Origin of the sequence: Bacillus sp. CGMCC 1.60114 (assembly GCF_042676365.1) — a bacterium.
GTDB classification, from domain to species: Bacteria; Bacillota; Bacilli; order Bacillales; family Bacillaceae_G; genus Bacillus_A; species Bacillus_A rhizoplanae_A.
This window is the reverse complement of the sequence record NZ_JBHTHG010000118.1, coordinates 346,788-369,177: the sequence shown is the minus strand read 5'-3', so window position 1 is coordinate 369,177 and position 22,390 is coordinate 346,788. Positions and strand designations below refer to the sequence as shown.

Here is a 22,390-nt window from a genome sequence, read left to right as displayed (position 1 = left end):
TTCCTAAAACCAGCGCTCTGTTACTACTTTTTTACGTGTATAAAATTGTACACCATCTTTTCCATTTGTACCTAAGTCACCGTAGAAAGAAGCTTTATTTCCTGCAAATGCGAAAAATGCCATTGGAGCTGGAACGTTTACGTTTACGCCAATCATCCCTGCATCGATATTATCACGGAATGTTTGTGCGTGTTTACCACTTGACGTATAAATGACTGCACCATTTGCAAATTTTGATTGGTTTGTAAGCTTAATTCCTTCTTCTAAATCCTTTACTCTCACAATGCTTAATACTGGAGCAAAAATTTCATCTTGCCAAATTTTCATATCTTGATTCACATCATCAAAGATTGTTGCTCCAACGAAATACCCTTCCCCAACTTCTTCATTAATTTTACGGCCATCTACTAATAAAGTAGCTCCATCTGCTACACCGCTATTAATATAGCCTAGTACACGCTCTTTATGAGATTCACGAATTAATGGACCTACATAATTCTCTTCATGGAAACCATCACCGACTTTTAATTTACGCGTTTCTGATACAAGAACATCAATGAATTCATCAGCAATTTCATCCACTACCGCTACAACAGAGCATGCCATGCAGCGCTCTCCACTGCTCGCAAATGCAGAACCAATGACACCTTGTACTGTCTTTTCAATATCGCAGTCCGGCATTACAATTGCATGGTTTTTCGCTCCTGCAAGTGCTTGTACTCGTTTTCCATATTTTGTTCCTGTTTCGTATACATAGCGTGCAACTGGCTCGGATCCAACAAATGAAACAGCTTGAATATCTTTATTTTCTAAAATGCTATTTACAACATCTTTTCCGCCTTGTACTAAGTTTAAAACCCCTTTCGGGAAGCCCGCTTCATAGAATAATTCTACTAGTCTTTCTGCTAAAAGCGGCGTTCTTTCAGATGTTTTTAATACAAATGTATTACCGCAAGCGATTGCTAATGGGAACATCCAAAGTGGAATCATCATCGGGAAGTTGAACGGTGTAATACCAGCAACAACTCCAATTGGGTATCTCCAAATTGAACCATCAATTCCACCCGCAATATTTGGAAGTGCTTGCCCCATCATTAAATTTGGTGTTGATGTTGCCAGTTCTACAGCTTCAATCCCTCGCTGCACTTCACCAGTTGCATCTTTTAATGTTTTACCATTTTCTAATGTAATGATTTTTGCAAGCTCATCTTTGTTTTCTTGTAAAAGTTGTAAATATTTATATAGCTGTCTTGAGCGATTTGGAACTGGTACTTTAGACCATGTTTCATATGCTGCTTTTGCAGCTTCAACAGCACGATCCACATCTTCTTTTGGAGAAAGTGGAACATAAGCAATTATTTTCCCAGTCGCAGGATTCGGAACAGCTTCCACTTCTGTGCCAGTAGATTCTACCCATTCACCATTAATATGATTTTTCACGCGTTTAATTTCTGTTGTAATCATTGTATTCGCTCCTTTTTATTTTTTATATTTGCTAGTATTCATTATTATTTATGACTAGAGATTAATTGTTCACTTACCTTTTGATATAAAGCAGCCATGTCTTTTTCACCATATCCCGCTTTACCAGCTTCATCATACAAATTCAAAAGCATTTCACTCACTGGTAAGTGAAGCTCACCTTCTTTTGCTAAATCAACTGCAAATCCTAAGTCTTTCTTTAGTAGATTTACAGTAAATCCTGGTTCATAGTTTTCTGGCGCAATAAAGCTTTTATAATTACGCTCATAAATTCTACTTTGTCCATAACTCACATTTAAAATATCAAACATTTTATCTAAATCCATATTGTTTTTCTTTGCTAATGTCAGAGCTTCACTAACACCCGCTGTATAAAAACCAATTAATAAGTTATTAATCAATTTTACAGTCGTACCACTATCAATTTGCTCACTCACATGAAATACATTTGCTCCTAATACTTCCATCACTGGTAAACCTTTTTCATATACTTCATTTGGTCCACCAACCATAAAAGTTAATGTGCGGTTTTCCGCTCCAATCACTCCACCGCTAACCGGTGCAGCCAAGAAATCGACTTTTTTATCCTTCGCAGCATCTGCAAGCTTTTTATTTAGTTGCGGAGCTACTGTACTTGTATCAATTAAAACAACATTCGAATGACTATTCTCAATTAAACCCTCTTCTCCAAAATAAACAGCTTCAACAGCTCGCGGTGACGGTAAACTTGTAAAAATCAAATCACATGTTTCTGCTAATTTTGCAATTGATAAACCGATGATTCCCCCTTCTTTCTCGAAGGAAGCTTCAGCATCTTTATTTAAATCGACTCCATATACCGTATAATTTGATTTAACTAAATTTTTAGACATTGGAAGACCCATATTACCTAAACCGATAAAACCAATCTTCTTCATACTGCTCTCCTCCTATTTAAACAATATATTTCCCGCGATTTATAATCGTTTTTGCGATTTCTCTCTTTTTCGTAAACAAGTTCGTGTATAGAGGTACTGACAGTTGACGAATTTCATCTAGAATGGCGTTTCTAGTTTGCTCTTCTTGCACCGCTGCAGAAAGAAGAACAATTGCTGCTGATTCTACTTTTCGGTATCCTTCTTCACAAAGCACATCCGTTATAAACTGTTTTGTACGTTCTTTTTCTTCACCATTTTTACTTATCGCTTTCTTTGTACGTAAAAATGCCGATTCCATTACATATACATCTTTCAACATGTCTGCTAACACGCGTGAATATTCTTGTTCTTGTTCAATTTTTAATTCAGGAGTTTGAGATAGCGTTTTCAAAGATTGCTTCAATAATTGTTTCGATAATAAAATATAACGATGATTTCGTTCTACATTTTCAAATGTGTCTTCATCTACTTGGTTCCCTAGTTGTTTCGTTTGTTTCATTAACATTTTCGCAACTGTTAAGCGGTTAATTTCATTCGTTCCTTCAAATATACGACTAATTCTTGCATCACGATACAATCGTTCTACTTCATATTCTTGCATATAACCATAACCACCATGAATTTGTACCGCTTCATCTACAATATTTCCAAGTGTTTCTGAAGCATTCACTTTGTTGATCGCACACTCCATTGCAAATTGAGACATTTTCTGCATAATACCTTCATCACTCTCATGAATTGCTTCATCAATTACGCCTGCTGTTCGATAAGCTGCGCTCTCTACACCGTATGTAGCGATAATCATATTTGCAATTTTCTCTTGAATCATCGTGAAATCAACTAATTCTGTTTGAAACTGTTTTCGTTCTTTTCCGTATTGAACAGATAGGCCAATTGCTTGCTTTGCTGTTCCAATATTCCCGAAAGCAAGTTTCAATCTAGCAAAATTGAGAATATTAAGGGCTACGTGATGTCCCTTTCCTACTTCCCCTAGTACATTTTCAGCAGGAATGACGACATCCTCTAAAATCAGTGTCGCAGTTGAAGAACCTTTAATACCCATTTTCTTTTCTTCTAGGCCAATCGAAACGCCTTCACATGTTCTTTCGACAATAAATGCTGTCATTCCTTTATTTGTCTTTGCAAAAACAACATATACGTCAGCCATATGAGCATTTGTAATCCACTGTTTTTCACCATTTAATGTCCAAGCTGTTCCTTCTTCATTTAAGACAGCGCTTGTTTTTGCACTTAATGCATCAGATCCAGCATTAGGTTCTGTTAAAGCATAAGCTCCAATCCATTCACCTGATGCAATTTTAGGTAAGTATTTTTCCTTCTGCTCTTTTGTTCCGTAATATATATATGGCAGCGTTCCTACTCCAGCATGAATATTAAAGGAAACACTAAAGGCTCCTGCATATCCCATCTTTTCCGCCACAAGTCCAGAAACTGCTTTCCCCAATTCAAATCCACCATATTCTTCTGGAACCTCTATACTCAACAACCCAAGTTCTCCAGCCTTTTCAAACAACCTGCGGGAAACTTGATAATTGTGCTGCTCGATATTTTCAATTTGAGGAACAATTTCCTGTTTCACAAATTGTTCTGTAGTTTTTGCGATTAAATCTTCATCACCTGAAAAATCCTCAGGTGTAAAAAAGGTTGTATTAAGCTCCTGATTCAGCGAAAAAAATTCGTCCCATTGCAACTTTGTTTTCTCCATCCGTATCCCCCTATCATTTCGGTCTTCATTTTATTTATATGCAAAATCTATGCCAATCTAAAAACTTGATAGAACAAGGGCAAAATGAAAAGAAAACGTAAAACTGTCTAGACAGTTTTACACTCACTATAATAATTGTTTAGATTTTGAATCTTGACAATTTATTATAAAGGGTCGCCCTAGAAATCCCTAACAAGGCCGCTGCTTTTGACTTATTTCCTTTTGCTTCTTTTAAAACACGTTCAATTAATCCTCTTTCTTCCTCTTCACGCACCACTTTCATCGCTTCTTGTTTTGCCGGTAAAGACTGAATCATAGGTACTAATTTCTTTTGCTCCATATCCCGATAATAAAATTCTTCTGGTAAATCCTTAGCCCGTATATGTGCATCATCTGATAGTGCAAATAGCCTTTCTAACACATTGATTAATTCCCTGACATTTCCCGGCCAATTATAATGGAACATAAGGCGTAATACCTCTTTATCAAGTGTCTTTTCTTCGGCACCATACATTTGACATAACTTTTGTAAATGTTCTTCGACAATGAGTGGTATATCTTGTTTTCGAAAGCGAAGCGGTGGAATATGAATCGGAATAACATGAAGACGATGATATAAATCCTCCCTAAAGGTTCCTTCTCTAACCATTTGTTTTAAATCTTTATTTGTAGCTGCGATTAGCCTGAAATCAACAGGAATTGGATGTGTACCACCTATTCTTTCTATTTCCCTTTCTTGTAAAACACGTAAAATTTTCACTTGCGTTAAAAGAGACATATCACCAATCTCGTCTAAAAATAATGTTCCATGATTTGCAAGTTCAAACTTCCCTGCCTTCCCATTCTTTTTCGCACCTGTAAAAGCACCTTCTGCATAACCAAACAATTCAGATTCTAGTAAATTATCAGGAATAGCAGCACAGTTCACACTAATAAATGGACCGTTTTTTGTTATACCGGTATCATGTATAGCACGTGCAAATTGCTCTTTACCAACACCGCTTTCCCCAGTAATTAATACGGATGCTTTTGATCTAGCTGCTTTTCGAGCCATTTTTTTCGTTTCAGAAATTATTTGGCTTTCTCCAAGAATATCTTCAAATCGAATCTGCTTCTTTTTCGGTTTAGAAAACGTTGGTTTAATTGTCCTATCCTTTTGATCAAATCGTTCTAGTATTTTATAAATATCTGAAATCCCTTCATGAATAAGCATCCCTACAGCACCTATCACTCTTCCATGCTTCCAAATCGGCATCCGGTGCACAACTAGATTCTGTCCTTGCAGACGGTGCACTTGATTTCTTTCTGGTACTCCTGTTTTTAATACAACTGGAAGCCGCGTATTCTCAATTACATTTTCAGCGCGCTGCCCAATTGCTTCTTCCTTCGTAACACCAACAAAACGACTGTATGTTTCATTAAACATTTGGATAACTCCATTTTCATCCACAATTGCAATACCTTCGTATGCAGTATCAAAACAAAGTTTAAACCACTCTATCGTTTGATGTGCACATTCGATTTCTTGAACCAAATCTTTATGAAAGGCTAATAATTCCTTATTACTGAACACTCCTTTAAGCTCTCTGTTTTCCTCACAGGTAACGTAAAGTGGAATATTTTCTAACTCGCTTAATGAAAACTCTTCCCTTACGTTATAGAAAGAATGTCTCAGTATAGTGACAATCGGTTCATCCCACTCTGAATGATCCTCTAACCACTTTACACAATCAATTAGTTTAACAACCCCAATCACATGATTATTTTCTAAAACAGGGAGTTCTGTGCTCTCTGATTCAGCTAGTAGTCGTAATGCTTCTCGAATTGTATCATCTTTCCTCAAAATGTACGGGTCCTGCTTCATCCAATTTCGAACAGAGTCATATTTTGCAGCCATCATAACCGAATTTCCCTTCCTTTAGAATGTCTATACTCCTCTTTTCCTATCTACTTAACATGCTAATGCTTTTCTACCGTGAAAAAAATATTATGATAAAATGCAACTACACAAACGAGGATTTCATTTTTTTTCGTCCAAAAACTTTTATCAATCTCATTCTTACTATCCGTAATATGACAAAAAAGCGATGATTCATTTCACATCAAGCAGGTGTTTTTGCTAAAAATGTGTATCATCGCTTTCTTATTTTATCTCGCTATTTTGGAGCAGTAAGCCCCCCATCCTCCACTATTCAGAGAAGAGCGAGGAAGATAGATAGGCGACAACTGCTGGCATGCACCCGATTAGTTCAACTAACCAGCAATGGGGGAATGTCCCTCTATTGCTGGTAGTTTTACTTTATCTATTGCCCATCAGATAAGACTGTTTTTGCAATTCCCTTATCTAACTCTTCAAAATCATGATACGAAATTGTTTCATACAATTCACTTCTTGTTTGCATATCGGAAAGCCCTTCTTTTTGCGATCCTTCTTCTTTTATAAGCTGAAAAATACGCTCATAAGCTTTTGCTGCTACGCGAAGAGACGTTACTGGATATATGACCATTTGATAACCGATATTAGCAAACTCTTCAGCAGTATAATATGGTGTTTTTCCAAATTCGGTCATATTAGCAAGTAAAGGTACTGTTACTTTTTTTGTAAATAAACGAAACTCTTCTTCTGATTGCAAAGCTTCTGGGAAAATAGCATCTGCACCTGCTTCTATGTAAGCAATTGCTCTCTCAATCGATGCATCTAATCCTTCAACTGCACGAGCATCTGTACGAGCTACAACAACCATCGATGGTGCTACTTCTTTTATAACTTTAATTTTTTGTTGCATTTCTTCAATAGAAACAAGTTTTTTCCCATTGAGATGTCCACACTTTTTAGGAAGTTGCTGATCTTCAATTTGAACAGCAGCTACATTTGCTTCCACCATCTCTACAGCAGTTCTCGCTACATTTAACACTCCACCAAATCCTGTATCAATATCGACAAGAAGAGGTAAATCCGTTGCTCTAACAAGATCTCTTGCTCTTTCAGCTACTTCAGTAGATGTTACAATACCTAAATCTGGTAAACCCTTACTTGCTGTATAAGCAGCTCCTGATAAATAAAGAGCTGAAAATCCAGCATTTTTTGCAACAAGAGCAGCCATCGCATCATGTGCACCAGGAATTTGCAAGATTTCAGGCGCCTCTACTAAAGCCCGGAATCGATTGGCAAGTTCTTCTTGTGTTGACTGTTTATTTACAACCCAAGCCATTCTTATTCCCCCTATACTTAAATTAAGAAAAGATCTACAAATTCATTCACATTCATATTTTCTAATTTTTCTTCATTCAAACAAGCTTCATGAATGTTTTCTTGTTGTTTATTAGAATAATGAACAGCCATATTTGCAGAGAACTTTTGAACTACCTTTGGAATCGCTTCGTCTCTACGGAAACGGTGACCTAATGGATATTCACATTCTACGTTTTCTGTTACTGTACCATCTTTAAAATGAATTTGAACAGCGTTGGCGATTGAGCGCTTGTTCGGATCAAGGTAATCTAAACTGTATTGTTTATTTTCAACAACAACCATCTTATTTCGTAATTCATCTACGCGAGGGTCAAAAGCTACTTCATCCTCATAATCATCTGCAACAATGTCGCCTTTTAATAAACCGATTGCAGTAATGTATTGCAAGCAATGATCGCGGTCAGCTGGGTTATTTAATGGGCCTTCTTTATCAATAATACGAACTGCTGATTCATGTGTCGTAATTGTAATACGGTCAATTTCATCTAATCGTTCTTTCACTTCTGGATGTAATTTCACTGCACATTCTGCAGCTGTTTGAGCATGGAATTCTGCTGGGTATGATACTTTAAACAATACATTTTCCATTACATAAGAATCTAAAGGTCTTGCTAATTTTAGTTCTTGCTTGTTAAACAATACATCTTGGAATCCCCATCCTGGTGCAGATAATGCTGTTGGGTAACCCATTTCACCTTTTAATGCAGTAAGTGCAAGATGAACACCGCGGCTCGTTGCATCCCCAGCTGCCCATGATTTACGTGAACCTGTATTTGGAGCATGACGGTAAGTACGAAGACTAGAGTTATCAATCCATGCATGAGACAATGCATTAAAGATTTCTTCACGCGTGCCACCAAGCATTTTAGTAACAACTGCTGTTGTCGCTACTTTTACGTATAACACATGGTCAAGACCAACGCGGTTTAAACTATTTTCTAATGCAAGTACACCTTGGATTTCATGTGCTTTAATCATCATTTCAAGTACATCTCGTACTTTTAATGGTTCTTTTCCTTCTGAAATACGAACGCGGCTCACATAATCTGCAACAGCTAAAATGCCACCTAAATTATCAGACGGATGTCCCCATTCTGCCGCAAGCCATGTATCGTTATAATCTAACCAACGAATCATACATCCAATATTAAAGGCACCGCGTACTGGATCAAGTACAAATGAAGTTCCCGGCACACGTGTACCATTTGGCACAACAGTTCCTGGTACAACTGGTCCTAGTAATTTCGTACACTCTGGATATTGCAGTGCTAGAATTCCACATCCAAGCGTATCAAGTAACACATAGCGTGCTGTACTGAATGCTTCTGAGCTTGTCACCTCTTTATTTAGTACATAATCCGTAATTTCTTCTAAAATTGCATCCTTTTGTTTAATTTCATTTGTTTTAATCACGCTATCCTTCCCTTTCTGTCGAAATTTCGTTATTATTAAGAATGGGTGTCGGTCAAACACCCACCTGGCGGGCGGCCTTAACAACTCCCCAGTTGTTTTTATTTGCTAAGCACATGTCGCTCGCCGATATAATTTACACGTGGGCGGAACAATCGATTATTTGTATGTTGCTCAATCACATGCGCACATAAGCCCACCGTTCTTGAACTGAAAAAGATTGGTGTGTACAGTTGAATTGGAATACCTAACATCCAATAAACTGGAGCAGCATAATAATCTAAGTTTGGATAGATTCCTTTTTCCTTCTCCATAATCTTTTCTCCAGCTTCACACATTTCATATAATGTATAATCGCCTTTCACATCACATAACTGTTTTAATGCTTCCTTCATCATAAGTGCTCTTGGATCTATCTTCTTCATGTAGACGCGATGTCCAAATCCCATAATTTTTTCTTTGTTATACAATTTCTTTTGCAGTAATTCTTCAAATTTCTCAACAGTACCCGCTTCAAGCAGCATGTACATTACTGCCTCATTGGCACCCCCATGTAAATTACCTTTTAAAGAAGCAACTGCTCCGGTTAAAGCACCGTATAAATCTGATTGCGTCGACGCAATTACTCTAGCCGTAAAAGTAGAATTAGGCATCTCGTGTTCACTATACAAAACAAGTGATTTATCAAATATTTTTTCTTCTAATTCAGAAGGCTTCTTACCCGTAAGCATATGGAAGAAGTTCGCACTATAAGATAACTCTTGAATCGGTTCAATTGGTTCTTCATTATTCAAAATTCGATAACTGTTAGCTACTATATTCGGTACTTTACTTAACAATTTATAAGCACGTTTTTTATTTACATCTAATGAGCGATCATCAATTTCATTGTCATAACCTGAGAGTGCTGAAATTCCCGTGCGTAACCCGTCCATCGGGTGCGTTTGTTTTGGCAATGCTTTTAAAACATCAAAAACACCAGTAGGAACTTCATATTCATGTTTTAGCGTTTCTTCCAATGCCGCTTTTTCATCTGAATTAGGAAGTTTCTCCTCTAATAAAAGATGAACAATATCTAAATAACTTTTCGTTTTAGATAACTCGATCAGATCATACCCTTGAATAACGATTTCTCCTTTTTTTGTATCAAGAAAAGAAATCTTTGTCTCTGCTGCAACTACCCCATCAAGTCCTGGAAAATAATTATTTTCAGCTCCCATTTTACCTTCCTCCCATCCAAATAGATCTTCGTTTACATTTCTGTAAGCCTTTCCAAGATTGCACAAATATATTTTCCACAGTATTCTCTTCTAGCTATTTCATCCACTAATAAAGAATACGCGGTAAGCAGCGTACAAGGTTTTTCTATGTTTAGATTGTTCATATAGTAGTTTTGAAAGAGTTAAAAAACCTAGCACATGTTCCAAACAAAGAACTACCTGTAGCTTCATACTTATTAATCAATTTCGAAAATAAAAGAGCAACTTCCCAAGAAGCTGTTACTATACGAAGAGATACTAAAAAATACAGTTTCTACCTTCGCACTTAACACCTCCTATCCACGTAGGCTATGATGTGCACTAAAACGGGCAAGGGCCTATGTACTCGATTCAAAATACAGTTACTGGACAGCATAACTTCCCTTTTAAAAAGCTAAAACAAACATTGTATCTCTACCCGTTTTACATCTCTTTCATTTTCCACTCAAATATATCAGACTTTTTAAACAATTACAATTTATTTTATATTATTAATTTTATGATATCTTAGCGATTTGTTTTATTAATATATTTTTCACTCTCATTTAACTTCTAGCTTTCTAATAATGAATTGCAACCTTCATCAATGGATGGGTACCACCTTCCACATCATGATTTTCAATATAAAAAGGATAGCTACACGCTATCCTTTTTACATATTTATATCGTACTAACGGACAGTAAGACACCTAACTCAAAGTTGGAGCAGTCCAAAAAAGGTAGGTAAAAGATAACTGCCAATAAAGACCGATTGGACAAGATTTCCATCAGTGACGGATGTCCCCCACTGATAGAAACTTCACTTTATACTTGTAAGTACTACTTCAGCCATGACCCAACAATCGGATATTGAAAAGGTCGATCTTTTATCGCACGAATGATACCGATGATTGGAGTAATTAAAGCCATTAATCCAAAAATAATTAAGAACGGAATTCCAATTAATACCCAAGAAAAAAATACTGAAATAGCAATTAATACACCTATCACAAAATGAAATATAACTGCCTGTAATGATAAACTTTTAATTTCTCGATCTGAACTAACAAGAAATATAATAAAAGGAACTAAAACAGGTGCAAACCAAGTACTAGCATGAATGAATATTTTCAGTCCTTTATGCTCCATTCAAAAATTACTCCTTTTCATTTTTATTTTCCTTATTATGTAATATTTTACATTATACCCTATAATTTGTGAATGGATCTTGAGACTGATTTATACTCTTTCAAAAGTTGGATGATTTTATCCCGCATTAACGGGCGGTAAAACCCCCACTTCAAGATTCAGAGAGAAGCAAGTAAGATATGTGGGGAATAACTGCCCGTAAAAGCCCGATTGGTGAGAGCTTTCCATCAGTGGGGGATGAAGAACCCCCCCACTGATGGAAGTTTCACTTTATTAGCTTCTATTAGTATTCTGTTGATTGCCACGGGACCAGACAATGACTGGGATAAGCAGTAATGAAAGGACGGCTCCAGCAAATGAAAGTGTTGTGTAACTAGAATGAGCGACGATCATGCCAGATAGTGCCCCCCCGGATGCCCCTGCCAAAGCGATTAAGACATCAACAGATCCTTGCGTCTTTGCGCGAGTGGACGGAGTAGTTGCATCCACGATGAGCGCAGTACCGCTAATCAAGCCAAAGTTCCAACCAAGCCCAAGCAAAATAAGAGCAATGATGAGTACTAACATAGAATCAGCAGGTGCAACAGCAGCCAGTACACCAGCTGCGAGTAGAGTGGCACCAGAAGCGATTGCCATTGCAGTACGTCCAATCTTATCTACGAGAATACCAGTCATAAGAGATGGCAGGTACATTGCGCCGATATGAAAACCAATTACCAGTCCCACCTCTTTCAGGCCATGTCCATGATGTCCCATATGTACAGGTGTCATTGTCATAATTGAAACCATGACAATCTGAGTTAAGACCATGATTGTGGCACCAACAACAATTCCTCGCTTTTTTATTGCTAGTTTACTAGAGCTCTCATCTAAATGATTACTCTCGTTCGTTCTCTGCACATCTGCAATTGCTTTTGCAACAACGAGGGGGTCTGGACGAAGTAGAGCTAGAAGTACCAAACCGGCAAGGATATAAGCTGCAGCTGCTAAAATGAACGGACCGGCTAGTGCAGGAACTTTAATCATTATTGCAAATCGACCCATTACTTCAACTAAATTTGGCCCTGCGACAGCACCTAAGGTGGTTGATACCATTGCAATGCTGATTGCTGTTGCTCGCTGTGTAGAATTTGCTAGGTCTGTACCTGCATAGCGTGCTTGTAAATTTGTAGCAGTTCCGGCACCATAGATTAATAGTGAAGAAAAAAGAAGTACAAGATTATTAGTTAGTGCTGAAATTACTACTCCGATTGCGCCGATACCGCCAGTCAAAAATCCTGTCGCGAGTCCTAAACGTCGCCCAAAACGCTGAGAGAGTCGCCCTACAAGTAGCGCTGCTCCAGCAGAACCTAAAGTGAACAACGCAGTCGGAACCCCTGCAAAACTATCTGTACCTAGCATGTCTTGTGCAAGAAGTGCTCCAACGGTTACGCCTGCTGCAAGTCCTGCACCACCGAAAATTTGTGAAATGACAACAATGATTAACGTCCGGCGATATAACTGTTGTTGCTTTTCTGGAGAATCAATGTAACTTTGTAACCAAACCGGTTGATTTTCTAAAGCTTTTGAATCATCAACTCTATGCAACATCTCTCAGTCCCCCTTTCCTAGAAACCGACTTTGCATATTGTATAAACCAATTGTTAAAGTCTTTTTTTCATAAGATTTCAAGACTAATCCCCACGTTTCAGAACACAAGCTAAATTCTCTCAAATTAACTCTCCTAACCTCATATTATTTACACTTATTCATTAAACAGAAAGTTCCAATAATAACAATTTATCATATTACTTCAATACCCACTAATATTCATTTCACTTTAATCAATTTTTCTGTTATTTTGTGTCCCCTTTACATTTACAATTCTAAAAAAACGCTCCAATTTTGTTCCTTGTTTTAAATTTTAAGTTACATAGACTGCTGCACAATAAAATAAATAGACTCATATCATACTCCATATACCTAGACATATTTCGAAACAGCAAGGCAGGCTATATAGATTACACCTCTCCTTCTATCCAATTCGCTCAAGATGTAAGTAAAAGTAATTTTTTCACAAAGGATGCGTAAAATTATATAAATGTGTTAGGGATTAAACAATTAAATACATCTTTACTAGACATTTTTTTAAGTGCGGATAATATTGTAGAGCCTCATGTACACCAAAATGCTGCTGAACTCGTTTATTGTATTTCTGGTGCAGCTGTCGTTTCCTTACTTAACCCATTTACGAATCAAATTCTTAATTTCCCTATAAAACCAGGTCAAGTTACTAATGCACCGCAAGGTTGGTGGCATTATGAAATTGCTACTGTAGACAATACACATTTATTAGCCATTTTTAACGCTCCTACTTCAGAAGTTATTTTCGGATCAGATATTTTAAAATTAACTCCATCCAACGTAATGGCTCATACTTATTGTCTCAATGAACAGCAATGGAAACAGGCGGTATCTCCTATTCAATCTACTACTGTAATTGGCCCTCCAAAAAACTGTAATCAAAATCGAAATACAATGCAGCATATACCCAATCAAAATCAAACACATACACAACATCCATCTTATTATTATTAACAACAAATTCCATTTCATCCGTATTTGGGGTATTAATATAGAAAACTATTTTTAAAATCCATTAATAATATAGATATTTACAAACACACCATACTTAACTGTTAGTTTTCCAATTTCTTTATACTTTATAAAAGGACTAATGTCAGTAAAAAAAACTGACTCTCATGAGCCAGCTTTTCTCATTATATTTGTGAAATCCACATTCCATACCTCGGATACACTGCTTGCAACTTCGCAAATGTCTCATCGCACCATATCTTTGAATTAAAATCACCAACTGCAATGCGATGATTCCCATCATCTAGACATTGTACCCAAACACCATAACCAGGTAATACTTCCTTAATTTTTTTCAATACATCTGTAATCCATTCAACAGAATCGAAATCCCCTACATAAATACGATAGGACTCCGTGCCTATAAACCATTCTAACGGCTTGTCCCCTGTTAATAGGTTCACATCAACTTTCCCAATCCCTTCAACATACCCATTATCACTGTATTGCCACAAGTCACACGCATAATCAGGTTTTACCTGTGGTGTTCCGTCATTTGTTCCATAACGAGGTAACCATATGAAATCTGCATTCACATTTTGCAATCCATATGATCCGTACATATAGTGTGATACATATAACCCTACTTTCCAACCAGCTTCCTTACATGTATCAATAAAGGTCTGCGACGCTTCTGCTAGATTAGCAGTTCCACAATTCGTTAAAGTGTCTTCCTCGACATCTAGGACTAGAAATTTAGCATTAGGGCTTACACGGTTCATAAAGTCTTTCGCCTCTACAATAGCATCTGCCACAGATACATAGCATCCGTAAGCATAAGCTGCATGGGGAATACCTCGCGCTTCAAAATGTTCCACATGGTCTGTATAAATGTCGTCTACTTTTTTGGAACCATACTGCACACGGCAGATTGCTAAGTCAATGTGCTGAGCAGCTATATCCCAATTTATATTTTCATTCCATTTTGAAATATCTATGATATGTCCCATGATTTATTTTCTCCTTGTGGATTATTGTATTCGATAACTTGTCTCATGATTTGTATAAACGCTTAAAACAACAACAAATCCTTCTTGTTTTATCACTATCTCAGTACATCCCGCTTAATTTTGTTCTTCTTTTTTCATCAGGACACATCATACTTTATTTTATAAGCTTGTTCCATTCAATATATAACTCCTCCTCTCATACTACTTTTCTACTTCAATTGCAGTTCTTTATATATATAAGACACCATGCTACAATTTGGTAAAATAATTTTGCTGTTCTATATCCCTCAATGTAATATCATATTGGAGGTGAAGGTTATGCAAAGTTTAAAATCATTAAAACGAGATATAATTCTCTTTTTTCCTTTATTTGTTTTTAATGCCATTCTATTCATTTCAAGGATTATTACAGATAATGAATTTGGTTGGATACGCGCACTATTAACATTAGCATGCCTTTACGTTTGGGCATCTAGTGCAATAGACATTAAAAGTAAGAATTACAAGACAAAATAAAAAGGCACCCGTTATGGATGCCTTTTTATTTTCATCACTTATATACATTAAGTATTACTGTAAAACGCTGATTGCCATGAGGTACAACTTGATGAATCTCAACGTATTGTACTTCAGACTCTCGACGAGTATTCTCATTCAATTTTAACAAAGCTTGAGTCAACGTTTCTCCTTCATGAAGTTCTAACTCATCATAACCTTGTTGTTTAATCATCCACCCCACTCCTTTCACCAATTTAATTTACATTTTGCAAATGTTGAATTCATCAGAACGAATGGAAATGTTGCAAGTCATTTCCAAGATGGTGGTTTTACATTTTTTAAACATAGCATTAGTGTAACTATGCTCAATGAGATGCAAAACAGTATGACCAATACGATTATTATCACACTCGCCGCACTGGAATATGTCTTAATTTGTTTTAATCCCTTCGCAATTCCATAAATACATTGCAGTCGAACCCTTTCGAAGAATGAATCATATATTGATTTAAACAATCCCTGATAAAGTAGGTGAAAATATGCCGTCTATTGTTGGGAACTTAGTCGTTCAAAATAGTAACGGTTCTTTTAACTTAGGAGACTTCTATAATGTATCTCCGAAAGAAAATACGAAAGCTTATAACGGATCCGGTTCATCTAACGTTGCTTTTGTTCTTAATACCTTTAACGGTGTAAGCGGTACGAATACATTTGATTCAGATGTAGCTGATCAAAATCAAATTGGAACAGCCTAAAATTATTTATCCTGTTCTCTCCACTGCATAATATTTCAAATCCCTTTTATACTACAGCTAGTTTCAGCTAATTTTAGCGAAGCGACCCCATATTTATTTTGTAGAGCAGTTAGCTTTTGCTATCTGCTCTTTTTATTGAACTTGTACCACTTTCGTTTTCCTTCATTACGATAATCCTCAAACGGATTAAATTTTACTGACATGAATAACTTTCCATTAAACAGCTATTATTTTTTATTATTATTTACTATAAATTGTATTCAGTTCCATACGGAATCGTTGAAAAAGATATTCCATATTGTGTAATATGCATTGGGTAATAATATTGCATTGGATAGTAAGGTTGCATACTTTGTTGCATTTGTTGCTGTGCTTGTAATGCTTGTTGAATAGCTTGAATTGTACTTTGCGCTCCACTAGCCGTTACACTAGCACCATACCCAGCAGGAATTCTCATTTGGTTGTTAAAATAAGGATAAAACATTATTATTCAACTCACTTTCGTATAAGTTACTACAAAATATGTTATGAAGATTAATTTTGGAAAGTGTTAAGTTATACTATACATGAGTCCTTGTTCAACTAACGAGCAGGATAATTAAATAAGTTTTGGAAAGAATACATCCTAAAAAAGGTGCAAAAAATGAAAAAAATAATCCTTTTCGTCTTACTTTTGTTAGTTTCAATTGGTACTGTTGAGAAAGTATCTGCTCGTTCATTACAATCAACTGAAGATACATTAGAAGTCGTTGAACACCAAGAATTATCAATAAAACAAGCGATTGAATTAGCATATCCTTCTGCTTTGGAATGGAATAAAAACGCTCAATTATTATAGGGAGTAAATATAGACAGAGATAAGCCCGGGAAGTCAATTGGGAGCAATGGTAAAAGAAAATACTGGAATATTGATTTCGGGGTGCCAGATACTAATAAAATATTTTTAGTCACTATCTATGAGGGAAAAATTGTTGAAGCAAAGGATGTAACTATGCTCCTTCATTCTTCTTTCCAATCTATTAAATTTAACATTTCGAATAAACTTACCTAAATACGGTACATATTCAATGCCTGTACTAAATAGGTCATGTACACCAGTTCCAATTTCTTCTGTTACGCTCAAAACTCTTTGTATACTAACTTCCTTCATGTTTTCATCCCCTTTATAATTCCATCTACTCTAATCATATAAATAATCCATATTTAAATACCAGTTATCCATATCTTATATTTTGTGTAACTATCCCAAACGCTGAACCCATTGCTATTATTAACTTTATAACACTTTCTTTTTTGAGTTACACAACACAATAAAAATGGTTAACTATAAGTAAAAAAGAAAAAGACCGACTTCTATCGGTCTTTTCAAATATTCTTATATTGTTGGTCTCTTCTAAGACCTAGATTTTCTAGGACCTACAATTAATTTGATTGCTGTTCTTTCTTGATTATCGATTGAAATCTCTTGAAATGCTGGAATAAGAACCAAGTCAATACCACTAGGAGCTACGAATCCTCTTGCAATAGCAATGGCTTTAATTGCTTGATTTATAGCGCCAGCTCCAATCGCCTGAATTTCTGCATTACCGCTTTCTCTTAATACGCCTGCAATTGCGCCTGCAACTGAATTGGGATTTGATTTTGATGATACTTTTAATATATTTTCCATGTAATTTGCTCCCTTTGTTATTTAATCGTCTTTTTGGTTACTGACTGGAATGTAATTAACGTACCTTTAACTAATATTCATATCCAAAGCAAACAATACTATTGTATGTATTTATTCGATACTTTTTATGTTGTACCTGCTCATCTACATAAATAAAAAGCGAATTACTAAATCTTAAACTTAGTCATCGCTCTATCCATTGCATCTTGGTTTACCCCTATATATCTAAGTGTTACTCTTTCTGATGAATGATTAAATATCTCCATAAGCAACGCTATGTTCTTTGTCTGCATGTACATGTGATATCCAAACGTCTTACGTAATGTATGTGTTCCTATCTCATCTAAACCAAACTCTGCTGCCGCTGCTCTAAGTATCTTGTATGCCATACTTCTACCTATTGGCCTGTTACTTCCTTGTCTGCTTTTAATTAAGTACTCATGATCTTCTCTTCCCTCAATAAACCATTTCAACTCTCTTCTTAATGCTGCAGTAATTTGAATGCGCTTCTGCTTACCTGTTTTCATTTCACGCATTGAGATATGGCTTCCCTTTAAGTCACCAACTTTTAGTTTCAAGATATCACTAATACGTAATCCTGTATTGATTCCCATTACAAACAGGATATAATTACGTTCACTCTTTTCTTTTAGATATTCTTTTATTTGCTGTATCTGCTCTGGATCACGTAGCGGCTGAACAAAATTCATTGCTCATCACCTCCAGTTTGTTCTTGCTCGTAAACTTCTAATCTAAGAGCAAAAGCAAACTTGTAGAATGCTCTTGCTTTAACACGTCGATAAGTGCGCTCACTCATTCCGATTTCGTTGTAAACATGATAATCGCATACATCTTCATCTTCAAGGTATCGCTTGACAATAATATCTCGTTGATTCTTTCCTGCTTGGCTATGACCGAAACGACTTAATGCCTGGTCGATACGAAATGACATTTTTCCAAGCCATTCTTCACGCTTATTTTGCTGTAAATTCTCTACTGCAACATCTTCTAATGGATTACCAACTGTATGTGTAGGTCCATGCTCTCTAATCGAATAAGAAGGAGTGACTTTCATTTCTTTACGAATCATTCCAAACTGTCTATATATACGTACACTTTCAAAAACACCTTCCAATTTTTCCTGTGTAGCTGCTCTATCGATTTTTGGCAAGAAAGATAATTGTTTAGTCATGTAAGACCACTCCTTTTTATTTTTTACTTTTGTCTTAGCGCGCCACGTCTTCTTTCATATCGAGGTCCACGAATCCCCATTAATTCCTCTATATCTCGTTTACTTAGCTGTTCCTTACGCTTTTTCTTATTTTTCTTTTTCATCTGCTGCGATTGCTTTTTCCACTCACGTAATTGGTCCTTTAGTGCCTTCATTCTCCCCATCTCCCTTTCGCAAAATAAAAAGAACACCAACCACTATGTAGCCAATAAGCCACTTTAATGATTGGGTGTCCTCTAGTTTTCTAGCCAGACCATATTCTTTTTTTCCTTTACTTTAAAATACCAGCCTTTACAAAAATGTTTCTCCATGCATTTGCAACTTGATGATTATCAACTGACTTAGCGCGACGTTGAATAGCTTTTCTTGTCTTCTTTTTCTTTAAATTCGCCATTCTTACAGCCTCACTTTCTATCTTCTTTAGCTAACATATACATTTCTCTTTGCTCTTTCAGAAGGCTTTCAATAGTAATACCTGTATTTTCTAATATTTTATTAATGGCAAATTCCATTGCAATTCGTTTCTCATTGCTCACTCCATGAAATGGTGCATCGATTAATGCTATTGATAAATCTAAAATATTCTTCTTCATCTGCTCTAATTGTTTTTTCTCTTCCATTCTCCTAACCTCACTTTCTATTCAAAGGATTATTTGGTTTAAAAAATCTATCTTTTTTTCTTGATAACATACATGCACTGTTTAGTTCTATTTCACATAACGTAATGTAAATCCGCTGGAATACCTTAACGACAACCCACATAGTTTATTTCCTCACCAAAAGGAGGAATAGTTCATGGGTTTTGCTGGTTGTGGTGGCTTCGGTGGCGGCTTCGCCTTACTTATTGTGTTGTTTATTTTATTAATCATAATTGGTTGTAGTTGTTTTGGAGGCGGTGGCTTCTGCTGATGCTGCTAAGAGAAGGCACTCAATTTGAGTGTCTTTTCTTATTGAATTAATACTTCTCCTCCTGTATAACATTTCTCCATCTGCACATACTACAAACAGGCACCTTTTAGTACTCACAACCTGTATGCCTACTTTCCCTCTCCAAGGGATGAGCAGTTAGCTTTTGCTAGCTGCTCTTATTGTGTATACTAACTTTCCTTCTTTAATTTTTTTAATAACTTCATCATCAACGGACGTTTTAACATCAGTCATAGTTTGAATTAAATTATTATCTCCAACTTCACGTGCTATTTTAAGCAAAGTATCCCAATAAACAGCTTTTGAATCATCCATCTCTCATTCCCCTTTTCAATTAAAATAGCGTTTTTATTAAAAAATTCTCACGTTTAAACTGGACAAGCATATGTTATTGTATGGAGAATCTCCTCCCATAGAAAACCACCTTTCTTGTCTAAGAGCATACTTATTTGTGTGTTCTTTTTGCTTACAATAAAATAACTATTTTGTTTGATTTGTTTCTGAATAATGATTTAACTGTCTTTGATAGCAATAGCAAGCAAACGATGCAATCCCTTTAACTGTCGTTTCATCTTCTATATCGTTTTTCACATAGCTAATAAAATTATTTGTGTATTTTCCATCTTTTGATGTTGTGAAATAAGGGAACTTAACGAGAATATGATACAAACCATTCTCATCTACGCTCACATCAAATTCCGTTCCATCTGAAGCTTTATATTGAGTTACTTGTTTTAAATCATCCATTTTGTAACGCCTCCGATTTTTATAAATTAACGCTTTGGTTATAAAACACTCATATTAAATAACTTCTTATTACAATCAATACAGTAAGCAACTTTCCCGCCTTTATAAGATACATGGTCGTGCAATGAGCTGTTATCAGCTTCTCTTCCATCAAAATTATGTTTATATCTTACAGTTCCATATACTTGCTCTTTCGTGTAATATCCCTCATTAGAGCTGCAATGAGGGCATTTATCTATTGGCGCTTTCATTCCCATTTACTCACCTGCTTTTGTACAAAATTCAAATTTGGTACTATTTCACGTCCACTCGTTTTTGACTGGCTTCTCTACTAAATCCATCCGGATATCTCTTAGCTAATTTAGCAATGTTCATTTCAGCGATATCTTGTAAGGTATATCCCATTTCATGCGCCATAATTGCTACATAGTACATAATGTCTCCCAACTCTAAAGCGAGTTTATGAGTATTTCCGTCCTCTTCACCTGAACAATGAGCTGGCTGGAATCCATGACCATGATAAATGGCCTTTTTTACGATATCGGCAACCTCACCAGCTTCTCCTGTAAGCCCCAAAGCAGCATTTAAAACACGTCCACCGAAATTGTTATTTGTGTTCCATGTACGTAATACCGCTTCTTGATATTGATCTAATTCACAAATTTGATCGATATTCATTACAGCTTTTCCTTCCTTTGATTTACTAATTAATTTAGTTACTTCCATAACACCGTTTTTCATTGCTTTCATTTTGATTTCCCCTTCCTATTTAGCAAATTCCTAATCCTATCGGACGATTTTCAATTAAATATTTATCAGCCTGATCTATTACAAGGAGCGCGACCTCCGCTTGGTGTCTCCTTAACGCTTTTGCCATCTTCGATATACTCATACCTTGACTCCACATTTCACGAAAACGAACTACATCTCTTTCATCCCAAATGAAATTAGCTTCTTCTAAAGCGATGTATATTTTTAAACGTGATTCCTTCATCGCTTCATGATTTCTTGCTACACTCATAAGCGAACCTACTTTCTAAAAAATGATTATTTTATCTTTTTAGTAAACTTAGCATCCACACGATCAACTTCACCGTTTATCCAAACAGCAACTTGCTCACCGTATCCACTTACTGGTGGCTCTACCGAAATAACACGACCATCTTTTACAACGTAAATTTGATTTTTTGTAACATCAATTTCAGCTTTCACGCACCCATCTCCCTTTATTTATTTCAAATACTCCACAACATTTACAGGACAAAATCCCTCTCCTAGATGTATTCTTAATGGAATAGATTCCTTATGATCCCTTGCTGCCTTACATAATTCTTCAGCAGTTTCCCAATTAAAAGAATTGTCACGTTCACGGTTGAAACGCCATATTCCAATTGCATGTTCTTCAAAAATTTCATACCGATCATCTTGTTTAGTTGTACGGGGTAATTCATCAATACTCTTAGCATTAGAAGGAATCTGCACGCGTACATCAGTGTATGTAATATTTCCAGTTCCTCTTTTTACAATTGCCTTACTAATATCGAATTGCATGATTTCCGGCTCCACATCGAAAATGTTTAATTGCTTCGCCATTTTATCCTACTCTCCTTACTCTATAAGATTAGTAATTTCAAACCGCATAAACGCCTTTTCGATTGTCCTTAATAATCCGTCCATCTTTATCGAAATACGCTATTTCGAATGTAGGATTACAACTATATGGAATAGTGTCTCCATCGAATAGAACGTATAAATCGTTTTTATAATTGCCAACAATCGTGCCCATCTTCCCTAAAATTTGAAC

Annotated in this window: 30 protein-coding genes; 4 read left to right on the top strand and 26 right to left on the bottom strand. The window is 36.1% G+C overall.

Features of this window, described 5'->3' with window-relative positions:
• Positions 1-3: 3 nt before the first annotated feature.
• The 9 genes from ACFQZ1_RS23205 to ACFQZ1_RS23165 all read right to left on the bottom strand — a co-directional run bounded on the left by ACFQZ1_RS23205 (position 4) and on the right by ACFQZ1_RS23165 (position 12,765).
• A complete protein-coding gene (locus tag ACFQZ1_RS23205; protein ID WP_377884517.1) occupies positions 4-1,464 on the bottom strand; it encodes a CoA-acylating methylmalonate-semialdehyde dehydrogenase in 1,461 nt (486 codons plus the stop codon).
• A 44-nt stretch (positions 1,465-1,508) separates the two neighbouring features.
• Entirely contained in the window at positions 1,509-2,399 is an 891-nt protein-coding gene (locus ACFQZ1_RS23200) for an NAD(P)-dependent oxidoreductase (protein WP_377884515.1), read from the bottom strand.
• 16 nt (positions 2,400-2,415) lie between these two features.
• The gene (locus ACFQZ1_RS23195; protein ID WP_377884513.1) at positions 2,416-4,125 is read right to left on the bottom strand and encodes an acyl-CoA dehydrogenase family protein; all 1,710 of its coding nucleotides are present in this window, start codon (positions 4,123-4,125) and stop codon (positions 2,416-2,418) included.
• A gap of 139 nt (positions 4,126-4,264) precedes the next feature.
• On the bottom strand, positions 4,265-6,025 hold the full coding sequence (locus ACFQZ1_RS23190) for a sigma 54-interacting transcriptional regulator (protein ID WP_377884511.1): 1,761 nt from the start codon (positions 6,023-6,025) through the stop codon (positions 4,265-4,267).
• A gap of 403 nt (positions 6,026-6,428) precedes the next feature.
• Positions 6,429-7,337, bottom strand: coding sequence for a methylisocitrate lyase (gene prpB, locus ACFQZ1_RS23185; protein ID WP_377884509.1), 909 nt, complete (start codon positions 7,335-7,337; stop codon positions 6,429-6,431).
• A 17-nt stretch (positions 7,338-7,354) separates the two neighbouring features.
• Positions 7,355-8,791, bottom strand: a complete 1,437-nt coding sequence (gene prpD, locus ACFQZ1_RS23180; protein ID WP_377884507.1) for a 2-methylcitrate dehydratase — start codon at positions 8,789-8,791, stop codon at positions 7,355-7,357.
• A 98-nt stretch (positions 8,792-8,889) separates the two neighbouring features.
• Complete coding sequence (mmgD, locus tag ACFQZ1_RS23175; RefSeq protein WP_377884505.1) at positions 8,890-10,008, bottom strand: citrate synthase; 1,119 nt, start codon at positions 10,006-10,008, stop codon at positions 8,890-8,892.
• A gap of 858 nt (positions 10,009-10,866) precedes the next feature.
• Entirely contained in the window at positions 10,867-11,175 is a 309-nt protein-coding gene (locus ACFQZ1_RS23170) for a magnetosome magnetite crystal formation protein family (RefSeq protein ID WP_377884503.1), read from the bottom strand.
• A 273-nt stretch (positions 11,176-11,448) separates the two neighbouring features.
• Positions 11,449-12,765, bottom strand: coding sequence for an MFS transporter (locus tag ACFQZ1_RS23165; protein WP_377884501.1), 1,317 nt, complete (start codon positions 12,763-12,765; stop codon positions 11,449-11,451).
• A 492-nt stretch (positions 12,766-13,257) separates the two neighbouring features.
• On the opposite strand from ACFQZ1_RS23165, the gene ACFQZ1_RS23160 reads away from it, so the two are divergent.
• Positions 13,258-13,752 carry a cupin domain-containing protein gene (locus ACFQZ1_RS23160; protein ID WP_377884500.1) on the top strand — a complete coding sequence of 165 codons (495 nt, stop codon included), beginning with the start codon at positions 13,258-13,260 and terminating at the stop codon, positions 13,750-13,752.
• A gap of 182 nt (positions 13,753-13,934) precedes the next feature.
• Here the strand turns inward: ACFQZ1_RS23160 and ACFQZ1_RS23155 are convergent, their stop codons facing one another.
• Both ACFQZ1_RS23155 and ACFQZ1_RS23150 read right to left on the bottom strand, forming a co-directional pair.
• Positions 13,935-14,759, bottom strand: coding sequence for a GH25 family lysozyme (locus ACFQZ1_RS23155; RefSeq protein WP_377884498.1), 825 nt, complete (start codon positions 14,757-14,759; stop codon positions 13,935-13,937).
• A 550-nt stretch (positions 14,760-15,309) separates the two neighbouring features.
• Complete coding sequence (locus tag ACFQZ1_RS23150; RefSeq protein ID WP_377884496.1) at positions 15,310-15,489, bottom strand: hypothetical protein; 180 nt, start codon at positions 15,487-15,489, stop codon at positions 15,310-15,312.
• Positions 15,490-15,796: 307 nt separating this feature from the next.
• Between ACFQZ1_RS23150 and ACFQZ1_RS23145 the strand changes: the two genes are divergently transcribed.
• Positions 15,797-16,012, top strand: coding sequence for a spore germination protein (locus ACFQZ1_RS23145; protein WP_377884494.1), 216 nt, complete (start codon positions 15,797-15,799; stop codon positions 16,010-16,012).
• 247 nt (positions 16,013-16,259) lie between these two features.
• Here the strand turns inward: ACFQZ1_RS23145 and ACFQZ1_RS23140 are convergent, their stop codons facing one another.
• Positions 16,260-16,496: a DUF3947 family protein gene (locus tag ACFQZ1_RS23140; RefSeq protein WP_377884492.1), complete on the bottom strand. Its 237-nt coding sequence runs from the start codon at positions 16,494-16,496 to the stop codon at positions 16,260-16,262.
• Between the two features lie 159 nt (positions 16,497-16,655).
• Between ACFQZ1_RS23140 and ACFQZ1_RS23135 the strand changes: the two genes are divergently transcribed.
• Positions 16,656-16,850, top strand: coding sequence for a hypothetical protein (locus ACFQZ1_RS23135; protein ID WP_377884490.1), 195 nt, complete (start codon positions 16,656-16,658; stop codon positions 16,848-16,850).
• Positions 16,851-16,955: 105 nt separating this feature from the next.
• On the opposite strand, the gene ACFQZ1_RS23130 is transcribed toward ACFQZ1_RS23135, so the two are convergent.
• The 7 genes from ACFQZ1_RS23130 to ACFQZ1_RS23100 all read right to left on the bottom strand — a co-directional run bounded on the left by ACFQZ1_RS23130 (position 16,956) and on the right by ACFQZ1_RS23100 (position 19,532).
• Entirely contained in the window at positions 16,956-17,162 is a 207-nt protein-coding gene (locus ACFQZ1_RS23130) for a hypothetical protein (protein WP_377884489.1), read from the bottom strand.
• A gap of 243 nt (positions 17,163-17,405) precedes the next feature.
• Positions 17,406-17,681, bottom strand: coding sequence for a stage V sporulation protein S (locus ACFQZ1_RS23125; protein ID WP_253630046.1), 276 nt, complete (start codon positions 17,679-17,681; stop codon positions 17,406-17,408).
• A gap of 167 nt (positions 17,682-17,848) precedes the next feature.
• Positions 17,849-18,391 (bottom strand): site-specific integrase, encoded by a 543-nt coding sequence (locus ACFQZ1_RS23120; RefSeq protein ID WP_377884487.1) that lies wholly within the window; start codon positions 18,389-18,391, stop codon positions 17,849-17,851.
• A complete protein-coding gene (locus tag ACFQZ1_RS23115) occupies positions 18,388-18,873 on the bottom strand; it encodes an ArpU family phage packaging/lysis transcriptional regulator (protein WP_377884484.1) in 486 nt (161 codons plus the stop codon). Before ACFQZ1_RS23115 ends, ACFQZ1_RS23120 begins: the two co-directional genes overlap by 4 nt.
• Before the next feature lie 23 nt (positions 18,874-18,896).
• On the bottom strand, positions 18,897-19,067 hold the full coding sequence (locus ACFQZ1_RS23110; protein ID WP_377884482.1) for a hypothetical protein: 171 nt from the start codon (positions 19,065-19,067) through the stop codon (positions 18,897-18,899).
• 116 nt (positions 19,068-19,183) lie between these two features.
• Entirely contained in the window at positions 19,184-19,306 is a 123-nt protein-coding gene (locus ACFQZ1_RS23105; RefSeq protein WP_377884481.1) for a DUF3983 domain-containing protein, read from the bottom strand.
• A gap of 10 nt (positions 19,307-19,316) precedes the next feature.
• Positions 19,317-19,532, bottom strand: coding sequence for a hypothetical protein (locus tag ACFQZ1_RS23100; RefSeq protein ID WP_377884480.1), 216 nt, complete (start codon positions 19,530-19,532; stop codon positions 19,317-19,319).
• A 175-nt stretch (positions 19,533-19,707) separates the two neighbouring features.
• On the opposite strand from ACFQZ1_RS23100, the gene ACFQZ1_RS23095 reads away from it, so the two are divergent.
• On the top strand, positions 19,708-19,821 hold the full coding sequence (locus ACFQZ1_RS23095; RefSeq protein WP_377881711.1) for a YjcZ family sporulation protein: 114 nt from the start codon (positions 19,708-19,710) through the stop codon (positions 19,819-19,821).
• Between the two features lie 156 nt (positions 19,822-19,977).
• On the opposite strand, the gene ACFQZ1_RS23090 is transcribed toward ACFQZ1_RS23095, so the two are convergent.
• The 7 genes from ACFQZ1_RS23090 to ACFQZ1_RS23060 form a co-directional block, all read right to left on the bottom strand.
• Complete coding sequence (locus tag ACFQZ1_RS23090) at positions 19,978-20,154, bottom strand: hypothetical protein (protein ID WP_377884479.1); 177 nt, start codon at positions 20,152-20,154, stop codon at positions 19,978-19,980.
• Between the two features lie 165 nt (positions 20,155-20,319).
• Complete coding sequence (locus ACFQZ1_RS23085) at positions 20,320-20,586, bottom strand: hypothetical protein (RefSeq protein WP_377884478.1); 267 nt, start codon at positions 20,584-20,586, stop codon at positions 20,320-20,322.
• 38 nt (positions 20,587-20,624) lie between these two features.
• Positions 20,625-20,843 carry a hypothetical protein gene (locus ACFQZ1_RS23080; protein ID WP_377884477.1) on the bottom strand — a complete coding sequence of 73 codons (219 nt, stop codon included), beginning with the start codon at positions 20,841-20,843 and terminating at the stop codon, positions 20,625-20,627.
• Positions 20,844-20,880: 37 nt separating this feature from the next.
• Entirely contained in the window at positions 20,881-21,336 is a 456-nt protein-coding gene (locus tag ACFQZ1_RS23075) for a nucleoside triphosphate pyrophosphohydrolase family protein (protein ID WP_377884476.1), read from the bottom strand.
• Positions 21,337-21,355: 19 nt separating this feature from the next.
• Positions 21,356-21,607 (bottom strand): helix-turn-helix domain containing protein, encoded by a 252-nt coding sequence (locus ACFQZ1_RS23070; RefSeq protein WP_377884475.1) that lies wholly within the window; start codon positions 21,605-21,607, stop codon positions 21,356-21,358.
• A gap of 26 nt (positions 21,608-21,633) precedes the next feature.
• A complete protein-coding gene (locus ACFQZ1_RS23065) occupies positions 21,634-21,798 on the bottom strand; it encodes a DUF3954 domain-containing protein (protein WP_377884474.1) in 165 nt (54 codons plus the stop codon).
• A gap of 18 nt (positions 21,799-21,816) precedes the next feature.
• A complete protein-coding gene (locus ACFQZ1_RS23060) occupies positions 21,817-22,179 on the bottom strand; it encodes a cell division protein SepF (RefSeq protein ID WP_377884473.1) in 363 nt (120 codons plus the stop codon).
• Between the last annotated feature and the right edge of the window lie 211 nt (positions 22,180-22,390).

Coding starts and splice junctions, on each gene's coding strand:
- prpB (WP_377884509.1), bottom strand. CDS start 7,337: ATGGCTTGGGTTGTAAATAAACAGTCAACACAAGAAGAACTTGCCAAT.
- ACFQZ1_RS23130 (WP_377884489.1), bottom strand. CDS start 17,162: ATGAAGGAAGTTAGTATACAAAGAGTTTTGAGCGTAACAGAAGAAATT.
- mmgD (WP_377884505.1), bottom strand. CDS start 10,008: ATGGGAGCTGAAAATAATTATTTTCCAGGACTTGATGGGGTAGTTGCA.
- ACFQZ1_RS23205 (WP_377884517.1), bottom strand. CDS start 1,464: ATGATTACAACAGAAATTAAACGCGTGAAAAATCATATTAATGGTGAA.
- ACFQZ1_RS23115 (WP_377884484.1), bottom strand. CDS start 18,873: ATGACTAAACAATTATCTTTCTTGCCAAAAATCGATAGAGCAGCTACA.
- ACFQZ1_RS23195 (WP_377884513.1), bottom strand. CDS start 4,125: ATGGAGAAAACAAAGTTGCAATGGGACGAATTTTTTTCGCTGAATCAG.
- ACFQZ1_RS23190 (WP_377884511.1), bottom strand. CDS start 6,025: ATGATGGCTGCAAAATATGACTCTGTTCGAAATTGGATGAAGCAGGAC.
- ACFQZ1_RS23125 (WP_253630046.1), bottom strand. CDS start 17,681: ATGGAAAATATATTAAAAGTATCATCAAAATCAAATCCCAATTCAGTT.
- ACFQZ1_RS23145 (WP_377884494.1), top strand. CDS start 15,797: ATGCCGTCTATTGTTGGGAACTTAGTCGTTCAAAATAGTAACGGTTCT.
- ACFQZ1_RS23100 (WP_377884480.1), bottom strand. CDS start 19,532: ATGGAAGAGAAAAAACAATTAGAGCAGATGAAGAAGAATATTTTAGAT.
- ACFQZ1_RS23170 (WP_377884503.1), bottom strand. CDS start 11,175: ATGGAGCATAAAGGACTGAAAATATTCATTCATGCTAGTACTTGGTTT.
- ACFQZ1_RS23150 (WP_377884496.1), bottom strand. CDS start 15,489: ATGATTAAACAACAAGGTTATGATGAGTTAGAACTTCATGAAGGAGAA.
- ACFQZ1_RS23165 (WP_377884501.1), bottom strand. CDS start 12,765: ATGTTGCATAGAGTTGATGATTCAAAAGCTTTAGAAAATCAACCGGTT.
- ACFQZ1_RS23085 (WP_377884478.1), bottom strand. CDS start 20,586: ATGGATGATTTAAAACAAGTAACTCAATATAAAGCTTCAGATGGAACG.
- ACFQZ1_RS23090 (WP_377884479.1), bottom strand. CDS start 20,154: ATGGATGATTCAAAAGCTGTTTATTGGGATACTTTGCTTAAAATAGCA.
- ACFQZ1_RS23155 (WP_377884498.1), bottom strand. CDS start 14,759: ATGGGACATATCATAGATATTTCAAAATGGAATGAAAATATAAATTGG.
- ACFQZ1_RS23110 (WP_377884482.1), bottom strand. CDS start 19,067: ATGAAGGCACTAAAGGACCAATTACGTGAGTGGAAAAAGCAATCGCAG.
- ACFQZ1_RS23135 (WP_377884490.1), top strand. CDS start 16,656: ATGAAAAAAATAATCCTTTTCGTCTTACTTTTGTTAGTTTCAATTGGT.
- ACFQZ1_RS23080 (WP_377884477.1), bottom strand. CDS start 20,843: ATGGGAATGAAAGCGCCAATAGATAAATGCCCTCATTGCAGCTCTAAT.
- ACFQZ1_RS23140 (WP_377884492.1), bottom strand. CDS start 16,496: ATGTTTTATCCTTATTTTAACAACCAAATGAGAATTCCTGCTGGGTAT.
- ACFQZ1_RS23200 (WP_377884515.1), bottom strand. CDS start 2,399: ATGAAGAAGATTGGTTTTATCGGTTTAGGTAATATGGGTCTTCCAATG.
- ACFQZ1_RS23120 (WP_377884487.1), bottom strand. CDS start 18,391: ATGAATTTTGTTCAGCCGCTACGTGATCCAGAGCAGATACAGCAAATA.
- ACFQZ1_RS23075 (WP_377884476.1), bottom strand. CDS start 21,336: ATGAAAGCAATGAAAAACGGTGTTATGGAAGTAACTAAATTAATTAGT.
- ACFQZ1_RS23070 (WP_377884475.1), bottom strand. CDS start 21,607: ATGAGTGTAGCAAGAAATCATGAAGCGATGAAGGAATCACGTTTAAAA.
- ACFQZ1_RS23105 (WP_377884481.1), bottom strand. CDS start 19,306: ATGGCGAATTTAAAGAAAAAGAAGACAAGAAAAGCTATTCAACGTCGC.
- ACFQZ1_RS23060 (WP_377884473.1), bottom strand. CDS start 22,179: ATGGCGAAGCAATTAAACATTTTCGATGTGGAGCCGGAAATCATGCAA.
- ACFQZ1_RS23095 (WP_377881711.1), top strand. CDS start 19,708: ATGGGTTTTGCTGGTTGTGGTGGCTTCGGTGGCGGCTTCGCCTTACTT.